Below are 13,805 nucleotides of genomic sequence, written 5' to 3'. Positions count from 1 at the left end.
TCCAGGTCGGCCGCGCTCCCGGTTCGGCGTCAGCGCCGCTCGGGCCCCGCCGACCTGGCCATCAGGTTCTTCAGCACCTCCTGGGTGGGCCGCCCGTTGTGCACCACGTCCACCACCGCCGCCACGATCGGCATGTCGACCCCGTTGCGGCGGGCCAGGTCCAGCACCGACTCGCAGGACTTGACGCCCTCGGCGGTCTGCTTGGTGGCCGCGATCACCTGTTCCAGGGTCATGCCCTTGCCCAGGTTGAAGCCGAAGGTGTGGTTGCGGGAGAGCGGCGAGGAACAGGTGGCCACCAGGTCGCCCATCCCGGCCAGGCCGGCGAAGGTGTACGGGTCGGCGCCGAGCGCCACCCCGAGCCGGGTGGTCTCGGCCAGGCCGCGGGTCATCAGGGTGGCCTTGGTGTTGTCGCCCAGGCCCATCCCGTCGGCCATCCCGACCGCCAGGCCGATCACGTTCTTCACCGCTCCGCCCAGCTCGCAGCCGACCACGTCGGTGTTGGTGTAGGGCCGGAAGTACGGCGTGTGGCAGGCCTGCTGGAGCCGCCGGGCGACGGCCTCGTCGACGCAGGCCACCACGCTGGCGGCCGGCTGGCGCTGGGCGATCTCCAGCGCCAGGTTCGGGCCGGAGACCACCGCGACCCGCTCGGGACCGACCTCGGCGACCTCGGCGATCACCTCGCTCATCCGCTTGGCGGTGCCGAGTTCGATCCCCTTCATCAGGCTGACCAGCACGGTCTGCGGCCCGATCAGCGGCTTCCAGGCCGCCAGGTTGGCGCGCAGCGTCTGCGAGGGCACCGCGAGCACCGCGAAGTCGGCGCCGGCCAGCGCGGCGGCCGCGTCGGTGGTCGGGACCACGGACTCGGGCAGCACCACCCCGGGCAGGTACTCGGGGTTGGTGCGGGTGGCGGCGATGGTGTCGACCAGTTCCTTGCGGCGGCCCCAGAGCGCGACCTCGCAGCCGGCCTCGGCCAGGATCATCGCGAACGGGGTGCCCCAGGAACCGGTGCCGAAGACGGCGCAGCGGGTCATCGGCCGACCTCCTTGCCGTCGGCGGCCGCGTCCCCGCTGGCCGCGTCCTCGCCGTCCGCGGCGCCCTCGCCGCGGCCCTCGGCCTTGGCGGTGCGGGACTTGCGCAGGTCGAAGCGCTCGGCCGGGGGCTGCTCGCCGCGGATGCCGGCGAGCACCGCGGTGATCGCGTCCATGATGTCCTCGGTGGCCTCGCGCAGCACCTGGGAGGTCAGCTCCTGGCCCTGGTAGCGGCTCAGGTCCACCGGCGGACCGGCGGCCACCACCACCTTGTGCCGCGGGAAGAGGCTCACCTTGGCCGGCTTGCCGCCCAGTCCCTTGCCGTACGGCGGGACGATCTCGTGCGCGCCCCAGTGCGCCACCGGGATCACCGGCGCGCCGGTCATCAGCGCCACCCGGGCGGCACCGCTCTTGCCGGTCATCGGCCACAGGTCGGGGTCCCGGGTGATCGTTCCCTCCGGGTAGAACTGCACCACCTGGCCGTTGTCGATCGCGTCGATCGCGGCCCGAAAGGCCTGCGCGGCGTCGGTGGAGTCGCGGTAGACCGGGATCTGGCCGGTCTTGCGCATCATGAAGCCGATGAACGGCACCCTGAAGATGGAGGCCTTGCCCAGGATCCGCGGCGGGCGGCCGCTGTTGTACTGGAAGTGGGCGTAGACCACCGGGTCGATCACCGAGTTGTGGTTCACCACCGTCAGGAAGCCCCCCTCCTTCGGGAAGTTCTCCCAACCGCGCCACTCGGGCTTGACCAGCGCGGTCGTCACCGGCTTCACCAGCACCGCGGCGAAGCGGTACCAGATTCCGTAGTCGGCGTTGCCGAACCTGGCGTACGAGCGGCGGGCCACCCCAGCTCCTCCATCGTCTCGCGCGGCACTCGGGGTGCCGCGACGGAATTCATCGCATGATCGCATCCGGGTGTCCCCGACCTGCGGGGTCCGGGAACCCTGGTCATCCTTGTCGGGTCGGCCTGCCGTGTCGAGCAGGGGCCGGGGTGGGTCGGCTCCGAGTGACCAATCGCACGCCGCAGCCGGCCGACTCCGCCCCGCAGCGGGCGCCCTGGCGAAGCCCGTCGACCGACGCGAGAATGGCGCGGATGACCCAGCACACCGTACGCCCCCCGCTCCCCGCCGCGCGGGGTGCCTCGGCCGCCTGGACCCTGGTCCTGCCGGTCAAGCCGCTGGCCCGGGCCAAGAGCCGGCTGGACCCGTTCGCCGGCGCCCGTCGCCCGGACCTCGCGCTGGCCTTCGCGCTGGACACGGTGACCGCCGCACTGGCCTGCCCGCTGGTGGCCCAGGTGCTGGTGGTCTCCCGCGACCCGGTGGCCGGGGCGCAGTTGGCCGCGCTCGGCGCCCACCTGGTGACCGACGAGCCCGGGGCGCCCGGGGTCGACGGGCTCAACCCCGCCCTGACGCACGGCGCCGCCCATGCGCGGCGGCTGCGCCCCGGCGCGCCCCTGGCCGCCCTGTCGGCCGACCTGCCGGCGCTGCGCCCGGCCGAGCTGGCCCGGGTGCTGGGCGCGGTGCCGGCCGGGGCGCGCGCCTTCCTCGCGGACGCCCCCGGCACCGGCACCACGCTGCTCGCCTGCTCCCCCGGGGTGCCGCTCCGCCCGGACTTCGGCGGCGCCTCCCGGCAGCGGCACGCGGCCGGCGGGGCGCACGAACTGCTGCTGCCCGACGTGCCCTCGGTGCGCCGGGACGTGGACACCGCGGCCGACCTCGCGGAGGCGCTGGCGCTCGGGGTCGGCCCGCACACCCGTGCGGTGGCAGCGGCGCTGGTCTGAGCCCGACCACGCGCAGCACCCTTCACGAGACGCGCGGGTGCCGGCGGGCCCACCCCTCTATGCTGCTGGCATGCAGGCCACCGCGTTCACCTTCGACCCCGCCACCCGCACCGGTTCGGTGCTGCTCGACGACGGCACCCCGCTGCCCTTCGACGCGGCCGCCTTCGACGCCGGTCGGCTGCTGCTGCTCCGTCCCGGGCAGCGGGTGCGGATCCGCACCGAGGGCAGCGGCGAGCAGCGGCGGGTGGTCTTCGTGACGCTGCAGACCTTCCCCGACCCGGCGGCGGACCAGGCCGGCTGACCGCCCGTCACCACCCGCTCGGACAGACGGAGAAGCCGCGGCCGTCTTGGCGGTGGTCGCCTTCTTGGCAGCGGCCGTGGTGGTCTTCTTCGCCGCCGTGGTCCGGGTGGCAGCCGCCTTGGCCGTGGTGGTCTTCTTCGCCGCGGCCGCCTTGGTGGCAGCCGCCTTGGCCGTGGTGGTCTTCTTGACCGCGGCCTTCTTGGCCGCGGCCGGAGCCTCGGCGGCAGCGGCGGCCCGCTTGGTGGCGGCCCGCTTCACGGCGGCGGTGGTGCCGCTCTTGCCCGGGGTCAGCGAACCCTTGGGGGCCTTCTTGACCGACGGGCCGTCCTTCGGCAGCTTCTTGCTGCCGCTGACCAGGTCCTTGAAGCCCTGGCCGGGACGGAAGCGGGGCACCGAGGTCTTCTTGACCTTGACCCGCTCACCGGTCTGCGGGTTGCGGGCGAAGCGCGCGGAGCGCTCCACCTTCTCGAAGGTGCCGAACCCGGTGACCGAGACCCGGTCACCGGCCACAACGGCACGCACCATGGTGTCGAGCACTGCGTCGACGGCCTCTGCGGCAGCCTTGCGACCACCCAGCTGCTCGGCCACCGCTTCGACAAGCTGAGCCTTGTTCACGTCTTCCCCTTCAGAAACGGGCGCCGGATGATTCCATCCGTTCAATTCGCACGTTAGGCATGTATTTGCGGACTTTCAATTACCAAACGCGCGAATCACCCTAGTGTCGCAATGGATTTGCGCGTCTGCTCCCTCAACCGAGCGGTGGGCGCCCCTCGTCGAGGTCCTGCACAAAGCGACTCAACCGCCGTGCCGCCGCCGGGAGATCGCGCTTGGCGGTCTCGGTGACGATCAACAGCTGCCGGGTCAGAGCGGTCTTTGCTTCCGCGGACACGTGCAGCGCGTGCACGCGGGCGTGAGCCTGCTTCAACCGCTCTGCGACAAGAGCGTAGAGCGCCTCGACTTCCGGGTCGTCCGGTCCCTCAGCGGCTGAGGTGTCGACGTCCGGCCGATCGTCAATTCGACTCTCGGCTTCCCGGGCCGTGAACTCCGCCGACGCGGGATCGCCGCCCGCGTACGGAGGTTCATGGTGCCGGTGCATGACTTGATTGTGCCATCCGTTCGGAGTTGCGACGCGTCGGCCCCGTCTTACGGCTAAATCCAGGGCGTATCTTGCCCCGCCTCACGCACTGTCAACACGCACCGTCAGGGCGGAACTCCCCCCCGCGACGAACCGGCCCCGGATCCGGCCGTTCCCCGGGCCGGCGCCCCCACCCGACCCGGGCCCCGCCCGGGCGCCGCACCGGCCCCGGCCGCGCCCCGACTCGCCCCTCCCGCAGCGGCAATGACGAAGGCCCGCCCCCCGGGAAGGGAGCGGGCCATCGGTCGAACGAAATCGATGCGGACGATCAGGTGACCGGCTGGGTGCGCGGCTTGTGGGCGGGCCGGCCGGCCTCGAAGGCGGCGATGTCATCAGCGTTCTGCAGCGTGATGCTGATGTCGTCCAGACCGTTCAACAGCCGCCAGCGCACGTTCTCGTCCAGCTCGAATGCGGCGGTGATCCCCTGCGCACGCACCTCGCGGGACTGCAGGTCAACGGTGATCTCGGCGGTCGGGTCGGCCTCGGTCAGCGCCCACAGCAGCTCCACCGTCGGCTGCGGCAGAACCACGGTGAGCAGCCCGTTCTTCAGCGAGTTCCCGCGGAAGATATCGGCGAACCGGGAGGAGATCACGGCCTGGAAACCGTAGTTCTGCAGCGCCCAGACCGCGTGCTCGCGGGACGAACCGGTGCCGAACTCGGGCCCGGCCACCAGGACCGTGGCGCCCTGTCGCTCGGGCCGGTTGAGGATGAACGACTCGTCCTTGCGCCAAGCTTCGAACAAGCCGTCCTCGAAACCCGAGCGAGTGACCTTCTTGAGCCAATGGGCGGGGATGATCTGGTCGGTGTCGACATTGCTGCGGCGCAGCGGAACGGCCCGGCCGGTGTGGGTGGTGAACTTCTCCATCGCGCTCAGACCTCCAGGGCGACGTCGGACGGCAGGTCGGCGGGCGCGGCGAGCCGGCCCAGCACCGCGGTGGCGGCGGCGACCTGAGGGGAGACCAGGTGGGTGCGGCCGCCCTTGCCCTGGCGACCCTCGAAGTTGCGGTTGGAGGTCGAGGCGCAGCGCTCGCCCGGGGCCAGCTGGTCGGGGTTCATGCCCAGGCACATCGAGCAGCCCGCGTGCCGCCACTCGGCGCCGGCCGCGGTGAAGACCTTGTCCAGGCCCTCCTCGATGGCCTGCAGCGCGACCCGGACCGAGCCGGGGACCACCAGCATCCGCACGCCGTCGGCGACCTTGCGGCCGTCCAGGATGGCGGCGGCGGCCCGCAGGTCCTCGATCCGGCCGTTGGTGCAGGAGCCGACGAAGACCGCGTCCACCGCCACCTCGCGCAGCGGGGTGCCGGCGGTCAGGCCCATGTAGGCCAGCGCGTTCTCGGCGGCCGCCCGCTCCTGCGGGTCGGCGAAGGAGGCCGGGTCCGGCACCGAGGCGCCCAGCGGCGCGCCCTGGCCCGGGTTGGTGCCCCAGGTGACGAACGGGGTCAGCTCGGAGGCGTCGATGAAGACCTCGGCGTCGAAGACCGCGTCCTCGTCGGTGGCCAGGGTCTGCCAGTAGGCGACGGCCTCGTCCCAGTCCGCGCCCTGCGGGGCGTGCGGGCGCCCCTGCAGGTAGTCGAAGGTGGTCCGGTCCGGGGCGATCATGCCGGCCCGGGCGCCCGCCTCGATGGACATGTTGCAGATGGTCATCCGGGCCTCCATGGAGAGCCCGCGGATGGCCGAGCCGCGGTACTCCAGGACGTAGCCCTGGCCGCCACCGGTGCCGATCCTGGTGATGATCGCCAGGATCAGGTCCTTGGCGGTCACGCCCTCCGGCAGCTCGCCCTCGACGGTGATCGCCATCGTCTTGAACGGCGCCAGCGGCAGCGTCTGGGTGGCCAGCACGTGCTCCACCTGGCTGGTGCCGATGCCGAAGGCCAGCGCGCCGAACGCGCCGTGCGTGGAGGTGTGGGAGTCGCCGCAGACCACGGTCGTGCCGGGCTGGGTCAGTCCCAGCTGCGGTCCCACTACGTGGACAACGCCCTGCTCGACGTCGCCCAGCGAGTGGATCCGGACCCCGAACTCGGCCGCGTTGCGGCGCAGCGTCTCCAGCTGCACCTTGGAGACCGGGTCGGCGATGGGCTTGTCGATGTCGAGGGTGGGGGTGTTGTGGTCCTCGGTCGCGATCGTCAGATCGGTCCGCCGGACCTTGCGGCCGGCCAGCCGCAGGCCGTCGAAGGCCTGCGGGCTGGTCACCTCGTGGAGCAGGTGCAGGTCGATGTAGAGCAGGTCGGGCTCGCCCTCCGCGCGCCGCACCACGTGGTCGTCCCAGACCTTCTCTGCGAGTGTCCGTCCCATCGCGTTCCCTCCAGCCGGCCGCTCTGCCGGCCTGATCGTGTCGTTGGGGTGCCCGTTCCCGGGCGATTCGCCCGGGCTGCTCCTCCAGGGTGGCGCTTTTCTCGGAAGATTGAACTTGCGTCTCGCCCACTGAGACTGCAGTATCGACGTATGGACAACACTAGCGGCGTCGGCGTTCTCGACAAGGCCGCTCTGGTGCTCAGTGCACTGGAGTCGGGCCCCGCCACGTTGGCGGGGCTGGTCGCCGCCACCGGCTTGGCGCGGCCCACGGCCCACCGACTCGCCGTCGCTTTGGAACACCACCGCCTGGTCACCAGGGACATGCAGGGCCGATTCATCCTCGGCCCCCGACTTGCCGAACTCTCCGCCGCGGCGGGCGAGGACCGGCTGCTCGCCACCGCGGGCCCGGTCCTGACCCACCTGCGCGACGTCACCGGCGAGAGCGCACAGCTCTACCGCCGGCAGGGCGAGATGCGGATCTGCGTCGCCGCCGCCGAGCGGCTCTCCGGCCTGCGGGACACCGTCCCGGTCGGCAGCACCCTGCCGATGAAGGCCGGCTCGGCCGCGCAGGTCCTGCTCGCCTGGGAGGAGCCGGAACGGCTCCACCGGGGCCTGCAGGGCGCGCGCTTCACCGCCACCGCGCTCAGCGGCGTCCGACGCCGCGGCTGGGCCCAGTCGATCGGGGAGCGGGAGCCGGGCGTCGCCTCGGTCTCCGCGCCGGTCCGCGGGCCCTCCAACCGCGTGGTGGCCGCCGTCTCGGTCTCCGGACCCATCGAGCGGCTCACCCGGCACCCTGGGCGGTTGCACGCCCAGGCCATCATCGAGGCCGCCAACCGCCTCACGGATGCCCTCCGGCGCGGCTGACCAGACGCCGCGCCCGATCGCCCCACGGGCCGCGCACCGGGATCCCGGTGCGCGGCCCGCTGCGTGCGCCCCCGGAGTGCACACATCCGCCGGGACGGGCCACCGGCAGAGGCCACCGGTGCCCGGAAAAGCAGAAAGGCCCCGGATCAACCGGGGCCTTCGAAAGCTGGGATACCAGGACTCGAACCTAGACTAAATGAACCAGAATCACTCGTGCTGCCAATTACACCATATCCCAACAGCAATCAAGCCGATGGTTTTTAGACCACCGGCCGAACTGCCTGGTACCCCCGACCGGATTCGAACCGGCGCTACTGCCGTGAGAGGGCAGCGTGCTAGGCCGCTACACAACGGGGGCAAACTGGCGATCCTGCTTGGCCGCCTCCGGGCCGCGAGGGCAACCGGATGGTGGCTGGTGAAGGATCTGGTACCCCCGACCGGATTCGAACCGGCGCTACTGCCGTGAGAGGGCAGCGTGCTAGGCCGCTACACAACGGGGGCTCCTGCTATGCAATTCACTTCTGCATTGCGTACCCCCGACCGGATTCGAACCGGCGCTACTGCCGTGAGAGGGCAGCGTGCTAGGCCGCTACACAACGGGGGCTTGCTGTATTCGCTTGTCTGGTACGGAATCGTACGGGACTTGCTGTACTGCGCTGGGGTACCAGGACTCGAACCTAGACTAAATGAACCAGAATCACTCGTGCTGCCAATTACACCATACCCCATCAGAACTCAACCCCTCGCGGGGGTCTTGCCCGATGATCGCGTCGTGATCCGGTCGGTAGGTTCTCGGTGAGGCTTCTGGTCCCTCGCCGTTGCCCTCCCGGGCGGCGCAGAAAGAACATTACCCGACACGTGGCCCCGCTCCAAAATCGATAACCGCAGGCCGGGGGTCGGGCCTGGTCACGGCGGCTGCGGCGACCAGGCCCGACAGGCCATCAGGCCTGCGGGAGCCCGTCCAGGGCGGCCTGCATGCGGCGCAGCACCTCGGGCCGGCCGAGCAGCTCCATCGACTCGAAGAGCGGCGGCGAGATCCGCCGGCCGGTCACGGCCACCCGCAGCGGGGTGAAGGCGAACTTGGGCTTGATGCCCAGGCCCTCCACCAGCGCCTCGCGCAGCGCGGCCTGGATCGGCTCCGGGGTGAAGTCCGAGAGCTCCTCCAGCGCCGTGATGCCGGCCGCCAGGACCGGGCGGGCGTCCGCGGTGAGCACCTTGGCGGCGTCCGCCGCGTCGACCGCGAAGGCCTCGGGCGCGACGAACAGGAAGCCGAGCATGTCGACCACCTCGGAGAGCACCACCATGCGCTCCTGGGTCAGCGGCGCGGCCTTCGCCAGCAGCTCGCGCTGCGCGGCGGTCGGCTCGGCCGGCAGCAGGCCGGCCGCCTGCAGGTACGGCACCAGCCGGCCGGCGAAGTCCGCCGGCTCGAGCAGCCGCAGGTGGTCGCCGTTGATCGACTCGCACTTCTTCAGGTCGAAGCGGGCCGGGTTGGCGTTCACCTTGGCGATGTCGAAGGCCTCGACCATCTCCGCCATGGAGAACCGGTCCCGGTCCTCGGCCAGCGACCAGCCCAGCAGGGCCAGGTAGTTGAGCAGGCCCTCGGGCAGGAAGCCGCGCTCCCGGTAGAGGTTGAGGCTGGCCTGCGGGTCGCGCTTGGAGAGCTTCTTGTTGCCCTCGCCCATCACGTACGGCAGGTGGCCGAACTTCGGGGTGGCTCCGGTGCCCACGCCGATCTCCGCCAGCGCGGCGTACAGCGCGATCTGACGGGGCGTGGAGGAGAGCAGGTCCTCGCCGCGCAGCACGTGGGTGATGCCCATCAGGGCGTCGTCCACCGGGTTGACCAGGGTGTAGAGCGGGGCGCCGTTGGCCCGGACGATGCCGTAGTCCGGCACGTCCTTGGGCTCGAAGCTCAGCGTGCCGCGGACCAGGTCCTCGAAGACGATGGTGGTGTCGGGCATCCGGAACCGCAGGATCGGCTCGCGGCCCTCGGCCCGGAAGATCGCCTTCTGCTCGTCGGTCAGCGTGCGGCACAGGCCGTCGTAGCCGGAGGGCAGGCCGGCCGCGCGGGCCGCGTCCCGGCGGGCCTCCAGCTCCTCGGCGCTGCAGAAGCACTCGTAGGCGTGACCGGCCTCGTGCAGCCGGCGGGCCACGTCGGCGTAGACGTCCATCCGCTGCGACTGCCGGTACGGCGCGTGCGGGCCGCCGACCTCCGGGCCCTCGTCCCAGTCGAAGCCCAGCCAGCGCATGGCGTCCAGCAGCTGGCCGTAGGACTCCTCGGAGTCGCGGGCCGCGTCGGTGTCCTCGATCCGGAACACCAGGGTGCCGCCGTGGTGGCGGGCGAAGGCCCAGTTGAACAGGGCGGTGCGGACCAGGCCCACGTGCGGGTTGCCGGTCGGCGACGGACAGAATCGAACCCGGACGGCCGGGTCAGGGGTAACCACGCTTACAGCCTCAGTTTCGCTTGATGACCTGGTTGGCGAGGGTGCCGATGCCCTCGATGGAGACGGCGACCTCGTCGCCGACGTTCAGCGGGCCGACGCCCGCCGGAGTACCCGTGAGGATGACGTCGCCGGGCAGCAGCGTCATGGCCTCGGAGATGTGCGCGATCAGCTCGGGGACCCCGCGGACCATCTGGGAGGTGCGTCCGCTCTGCCGCAGCTCGCCGTTGACCGTGCAGGTGACGGCCAGGTCCGACAGGTCCAGCTCGGTCTCGATCCACGGGCCGAGCGGGCAGGCGGTGTCGAAGCCCTTGGCCCGGGCCCACTGCCCCTCGCGCCGCTGGACGTCGCGCGCGGTGACGTCGTTGGCGCAGGTGTAGCCGAAGACCACCTCCGGCACCCGGTCCAGCGGGACCTCGCGGCACATCCGGCCGATCACCACGGCCAGCTCCGCCTCGTGCTGCACGTCGGTGGAGAACGGCGGGTAGGCGATCGACTCGGTGGGGCCGATCACCGAGGTGGACGGCTTGAAGAAGGTGAGCGGCACGTCGGGGACCTGGTTGCCCAGTTCGGCGGCGTGCGCCGCGTAGTTGCGGCCGACCGCGACGATCTTGCTGGGCAGCATCGGGGTGAGCAGGCGGACCTGGTCGATCCGGTAGCTCTCCCCGGTCGGCTGCGGGGTGCCGAACGGGTGGCCCGCGATCGCGTGCACCACCAGCGACTCCGGCTGGGCGGCATCGCCCTCGACCACACCGAAGGAGACGGAGCCGGCGGCAGCGCCCCCTTCCCGAACAGAGAACCTGGCAATACGCACGGCTGGGAAACCTCTCGGGGCGCTGTGTCGATTGGGCTCCAGGCTATCGCCCGGTCAACCGGCGAGGGCGCCGCCACCAGCGGTGACGGCGCCCTCGGGACGCCGGCCGGGCCCGCGGCGGGGCCGCGGCCGGCGGATTTCGCTCGCTCAGGCCTGCGCCTGCTCCGGCACCTTCATCAGCACGGTGCGGCGCGGGTTGGCGGTGCTGCGCGGCAGGTCGGTCGCGTACTCCACCGGCTGCTTGGCGTCGCGGGCGCCGGGGAGCTGGCTGAAGTCCTCGACCGAGGCCAGGGTCGTGCGGCGCGGGTTCGCCGTCGAACGGGGAACGAGCGTCGACTTGCTGACCGACTTGGCCGGGCTCTGGGACATCGGATCTGCACCTTCTATTCAGGGTGTGCCGGAGGCGGGGTTCGGTGAGCCAGCGTATGGGACCTCATTCCACAGACGCCGTGACCAAAGCTACACATTGCGCTGTGAGTTTGCTCACAATTTCGGCGCCAAGGCCCGCATATTGGATATTTCACCCAAGAAGTAAATTCCGACAAACCCGAAGTACTACGCAAACCGGAAACCCGTCCGAGCAGCGCGTTCGGGGCCTCGGGCCGTCAAGTGTCCGAAAAGGGCCGTATTCACGGCCGACGTCGCACCGTCCGTGAGCCGCCACGCGCACTCGGTAGCCCCGTCCCAGCGTCCACCCCGCCCCTTGTTGGAGTGCCATCGCTGTGCTGGAATGCCACGAACCGCCCGGAGGAGACCTCCCTGGCACCGCGAGCGCCGCGAAGCGCGATCCACCGACCGCCCCTCGGGCCCGGCGCAGTGCTACAGGAGCTACCCACGGCGGCCCGCGTGCATTCCCGGAACGGCCGGGTCTGCCGAAATCGAAACTCGACACCGCCCCGTCTCGGCAACGCGGAGGGGCGCCCGGTCCAGAGGTTGCGACGCCAGTGCAGGGACGTTTCAAGAGGGGTAGCGGCGCCGCGGCAGGCCAGCCTGATGCGCCGGAGCCCCTGGGTGCCGCCCACCAGTCGGAGCCGGACGCCCTGACGGGTGACCGGCCGACGCGTGGGGAATCCGAGGTCGGACCCGACCTCGACGAGGACGGCGGCGAAGAGCGCCAGGGCGGACGCGCACGGCTGCGCGGCTCGCTGGCCCGCCGCCGGGCCACCGGCTTCAACCGCCTCCGGATGCGCAACTGGCGCATCCGGACCCGACTGATCGCGCTGCTGCTGCTCCCCGTGGTGGTCGCGCTGGTCTTCGGCGGTCAGAGCATCAACAACGCCGTGCAGAGCTCGCAGCAGCTCGCCCAGATGAGCAACCTGAGCGACCTCGCGGTCAAGGCCACCGCGCTCGCCGACGCGCTGCAGACCGAGCGCGACATCAGCGCCGGCCCGCTCACCCAGAAGCCGACCACGCCGAACGACCAGGTCACCAACGCCCGCAACGCGACCGACGCGGCCAGCAAGGCGTACAACTCGCGCGCCGACAGCTTCGACGGCATGGACCTGGCCGGTGGCAACTCGCTGCTGATGCAGGTCCGCACCGACATGGAGCTGCTCTCCACCACGCGGACCGACGCCTACAGCAACCCGGACAACATCGAGGCGACGGTCACCAGCTACGACACGATCATCAAGGATCTGCTGTCGATCAGCCAGGACATCGCGCTCGCCTCCTCCAACCCCGAGCTGGTCAAGGCCACCCGGGCGCTGGAGCAGTTCTCCGAGGAGAAGGAGGCGAGCTCCGAGCAGCGCGCGCTGATCAGCGCCGCGCTCGCCCGCCTCCCCAACCCCGACATGACCACCTCGGACGAGAGCTTCGGCCTGCGTCTGCGCACCGCGTACTCCAACTCGGTCGCCAACTTCAACGCGATCTACGGCACCAGCGCCGCGCTGAAGCTGCGCGCCCGGCAGACGTACAACACCAACATCGCGCTGGCCGACCGCTACGCCAGCCAGGTGCTGACCCAGAACGGCATCCGGCAGGCCGACCCGCGCACCTACGAGGACTGGTACGAGCAGGCCAGCGTCCGGATCGACGCCGACCGCGCGATCGAGAGCCAGCTGCTCGAGGAGCTCAAGGCCAAGGCCCAGTCGCTGCAGGCGCAGGCCGACAACGACGTGATCATCAACAGCGTCGTGGTCGCCCTGGTGCTGCTGGTCGCCGCCCTCGGCGCCGCCCTGGTGGCCCGCTCGATGGTGCGCTCGCTGACCACGCTGCAGAACGCGGCCGAGGACGTCGCCGAGCGGCGGCTGCCCGAGCTGGTCAAGACCCTCTCCGAGAACGACCCGCACGACGTCGACGTCACGGTGGAACCGGTCGGCGTCGACTCGGCCGACGAGATCGGCCACGTGGCACACGCGTTCGACATGGTGCACAAGGAGGCGGTCCGCCTCGCGGCCGAGCAGGCGCTGCTGCGCGGCAACATCAACTCGATGTTCACCAACCTCTCGCGCCGCAGCCAGGGCCTCATCCAGCGCCAGCTGTCGCTGATCTCCGAGCTGGAGAGCCGCGAGGCCGACCCCGACCAGCTGGCCAGCCTCTTCAAGCTGGACCACCTGGCCACCCGCATGCGCCGCAACGGCGAGAACCTGCTGGTCCTCGCGGGTGAGGACCCGGGCCGCCGGTGGACCCGCCCGGTCCCGCTGGTCGACGTGCTGCGCGCCGCCGCCTCCGAGGTGGAGCAGTACGAGCGCATCGAGCTCGCCACCGTGCCGTCCGCCGACGTGGCCGGCCGCGTGGTCAACGACCTCGTCCACCTGCTCGCCGAGCTGTTGGAGAACGCCACCTCGTTCTCCAGCCCGCAGACCCGGGTCCGGGTCACCGGCCACGCGCTGCCGGACGGCCGGGTGCTGGTCGAGATCCACGACACCGGCATCGGCCTCTCCCCCGACGACCTGGCCGAGATCAACGAGCGCCTGGCCAACCCGCCCACGGTGGACGTCTCGGTCTCCCGCCGCATGGGCCTCTTCGTGGTCGGCCGCCTCTCGCTGCGCCACGGCATCCGGATCCAGCTGCGCCCCAGCGACTCCGGCGGCACCACCGCGCTGGTCATGCTGCCGACCGACGTCACCAACTCGGGCGAGCGGCGCCCCTCGCGCCCCGGCCAGCAGCAGCAACCGCCGACCGGCGGTCGGCGCGGCGCCGCGCCGACCC

General features: G+C 71.4%; 12 protein-coding genes, 5 tRNA genes and 1 pseudogene. 4 read left to right on the top strand and 14 right to left on the bottom strand.

Going from position 1 to position 13,805, the window contains the following annotated elements; genetic code table 11:
• Positions 1 to 29: 29 nt before the first annotated feature.
• Entirely contained in the window at positions 30 to 1,031 is a 1,002-nt protein-coding gene (locus tag ACQRUO_RS25010; RefSeq protein ID WP_428318295.1) for an NAD(P)H-dependent glycerol-3-phosphate dehydrogenase, read from the bottom strand.
• A complete protein-coding gene (locus tag ACQRUO_RS25005; protein ID WP_428318294.1) occupies positions 1,028 to 1,873 on the bottom strand; it encodes a lysophospholipid acyltransferase family protein in 846 nt (281 codons plus the stop codon). The genes ACQRUO_RS25010 and ACQRUO_RS25005 overlap by 4 nt, the downstream gene beginning before the upstream one ends.
• 248 nt (positions 1,874 to 2,121) lie before the next feature.
• On the opposite strand from ACQRUO_RS25005, the gene cofC reads away from it, so the two are divergent.
• On the top strand, positions 2,122 to 2,808 hold the full coding sequence (cofC, locus tag ACQRUO_RS25000; RefSeq protein ID WP_428318293.1) for a 2-phospho-L-lactate guanylyltransferase: 687 nt from the start codon (positions 2,122 to 2,124) through the stop codon (positions 2,806 to 2,808).
• Between the two features lie 70 nt (positions 2,809 to 2,878).
• On the top strand, positions 2,879 to 3,109 hold the full coding sequence (locus ACQRUO_RS24995; RefSeq protein WP_428318312.1) for a hypothetical protein: 231 nt from the start codon (positions 2,879 to 2,881) through the stop codon (positions 3,107 to 3,109).
• Positions 3,110 to 3,127: 18 nt separating this feature from the next.
• Here the strand turns inward: ACQRUO_RS24995 and ACQRUO_RS24990 are convergent.
• From ACQRUO_RS24990 to leuC, 4 genes and pseudogenes are all read right to left on the bottom strand, one after another.
• Positions 3,128 to 3,724: pseudogene (locus ACQRUO_RS24990) on the bottom strand (HU family DNA-binding protein); the annotation flags it as partial.
• A 133-nt stretch (positions 3,725 to 3,857) separates the two neighbouring features.
• Positions 3,858 to 4,205, bottom strand: coding sequence for a hypothetical protein (locus ACQRUO_RS24985; RefSeq protein ID WP_428318292.1), 348 nt, complete (start codon positions 4,203 to 4,205; stop codon positions 3,858 to 3,860).
• Between the two features lie 307 nt (positions 4,206 to 4,512).
• Positions 4,513 to 5,109 (bottom strand): 3-isopropylmalate dehydratase small subunit, encoded by a 597-nt coding sequence (gene leuD, locus ACQRUO_RS24980; RefSeq protein WP_428318291.1) that lies wholly within the window; start codon positions 5,107 to 5,109, stop codon positions 4,513 to 4,515.
• Positions 5,110 to 5,114: 5 nt separating this feature from the next.
• A complete protein-coding gene (leuC, locus tag ACQRUO_RS24975) occupies positions 5,115 to 6,536 on the bottom strand; it encodes a 3-isopropylmalate dehydratase large subunit (protein WP_428318290.1) in 1,422 nt (473 codons plus the stop codon).
• Between the two features lie 150 nt (positions 6,537 to 6,686).
• Here leuC and ACQRUO_RS24970 point away from each other — a divergent pair, with 150 nt between their 5' ends.
• Positions 6,687 to 7,400: an IclR family transcriptional regulator gene (locus tag ACQRUO_RS24970; RefSeq protein ID WP_035845980.1), complete on the top strand. Its 714-nt coding sequence runs from the start codon at positions 6,687 to 6,689 to the stop codon at positions 7,398 to 7,400.
• Between the two features lie 166 nt (positions 7,401 to 7,566).
• Here ACQRUO_RS24970 and ACQRUO_RS24965 read toward each other — a convergent pair.
• From ACQRUO_RS24965 to ACQRUO_RS24930, 8 genes are all read right to left on the bottom strand, one after another.
• Positions 7,567 to 7,638, bottom strand: a tRNA-Gln gene (locus ACQRUO_RS24965).
• Between the two features lie 44 nt (positions 7,639 to 7,682).
• Positions 7,683 to 7,758, bottom strand: a tRNA-Glu gene (locus tag ACQRUO_RS24960).
• A gap of 67 nt (positions 7,759 to 7,825) precedes the next feature.
• Positions 7,826 to 7,901: transfer RNA gene (locus ACQRUO_RS24955), tRNA-Glu, on the bottom strand.
• A gap of 30 nt (positions 7,902 to 7,931) precedes the next feature.
• Positions 7,932 to 8,004, bottom strand: a tRNA-Glu gene (locus ACQRUO_RS24950).
• A 52-nt stretch (positions 8,005 to 8,056) separates the two neighbouring features.
• Positions 8,057 to 8,128, bottom strand: a tRNA-Gln gene (locus tag ACQRUO_RS24945).
• A 213-nt stretch (positions 8,129 to 8,341) separates the two neighbouring features.
• Positions 8,342 to 9,841, bottom strand: coding sequence for a glutamate--tRNA ligase (gene gltX, locus ACQRUO_RS24940; protein WP_428318289.1), 1,500 nt, complete (start codon positions 9,839 to 9,841; stop codon positions 8,342 to 8,344).
• Between the two features lie 10 nt (positions 9,842 to 9,851).
• Positions 9,852 to 10,652: a fumarylacetoacetate hydrolase family protein gene (locus tag ACQRUO_RS24935; RefSeq protein WP_428318288.1), complete on the bottom strand. Its 801-nt coding sequence runs from the start codon at positions 10,650 to 10,652 to the stop codon at positions 9,852 to 9,854.
• A gap of 147 nt (positions 10,653 to 10,799) precedes the next feature.
• Positions 10,800 to 11,021: a hypothetical protein gene (locus tag ACQRUO_RS24930; protein ID WP_428318287.1), complete on the bottom strand. Its 222-nt coding sequence runs from the start codon at positions 11,019 to 11,021 to the stop codon at positions 10,800 to 10,802.
• Positions 11,022 to 11,836: 815 nt separating this feature from the next.
• Here ACQRUO_RS24930 and ACQRUO_RS24925 point away from each other — a divergent pair.
• A partial coding sequence (locus tag ACQRUO_RS24925; RefSeq protein WP_428318286.1) for a sensor histidine kinase occupies positions 11,837 to 13,805 on the top strand: 1,969 nt, incomplete at its 3' end.

The organism is Kitasatospora sp. LaBMicrA B282 (assembly GCF_050325825.1).
Taxonomy (GTDB): Bacteria; Actinomycetota; Actinomycetes; order Streptomycetales; family Streptomycetaceae; genus Kitasatospora.
This window is presented reverse-complemented; position numbering and strand designations above follow the sequence as displayed.

What these genes read in the sequence shown, in the direction of transcription:
- ACQRUO_RS25010 (WP_428318295.1), bottom strand. Translation starts at nt 1,031, where the DNA reads ATGACCCGCTGCGCCGTCTTCGGCACCGGTTCCTGGGGCACCCCGTTC.
- cofC (WP_428318293.1), top strand. Translation starts at nt 2,122, where the DNA reads ATGACCCAGCACACCGTACGCCCCCCGCTCCCCGCCGCGCGGGGTGCC.
- ACQRUO_RS24995 (WP_428318312.1), top strand. Translation starts at nt 2,879, where the DNA reads ATGCAGGCCACCGCGTTCACCTTCGACCCCGCCACCCGCACCGGTTCG.
- ACQRUO_RS24985 (WP_428318292.1), bottom strand. Translation starts at nt 4,205, where the DNA reads ATGCACCGGCACCATGAACCTCCGTACGCGGGCGGCGATCCCGCGTCG.
- leuD (WP_428318291.1), bottom strand. Translation starts at nt 5,109, where the DNA reads ATGGAGAAGTTCACCACCCACACCGGCCGGGCCGTTCCGCTGCGCCGC.
- leuC (WP_428318290.1), bottom strand. Translation starts at nt 6,536, where the DNA reads ATGGGACGGACACTCGCAGAGAAGGTCTGGGACGACCACGTGGTGCGG.
- ACQRUO_RS24970 (WP_035845980.1), top strand. Translation starts at nt 6,687, where the DNA reads ATGGACAACACTAGCGGCGTCGGCGTTCTCGACAAGGCCGCTCTGGTG.
- ACQRUO_RS24930 (WP_428318287.1), bottom strand. Translation starts at nt 11,021, where the DNA reads ATGTCCCAGAGCCCGGCCAAGTCGGTCAGCAAGTCGACGCTCGTTCCC.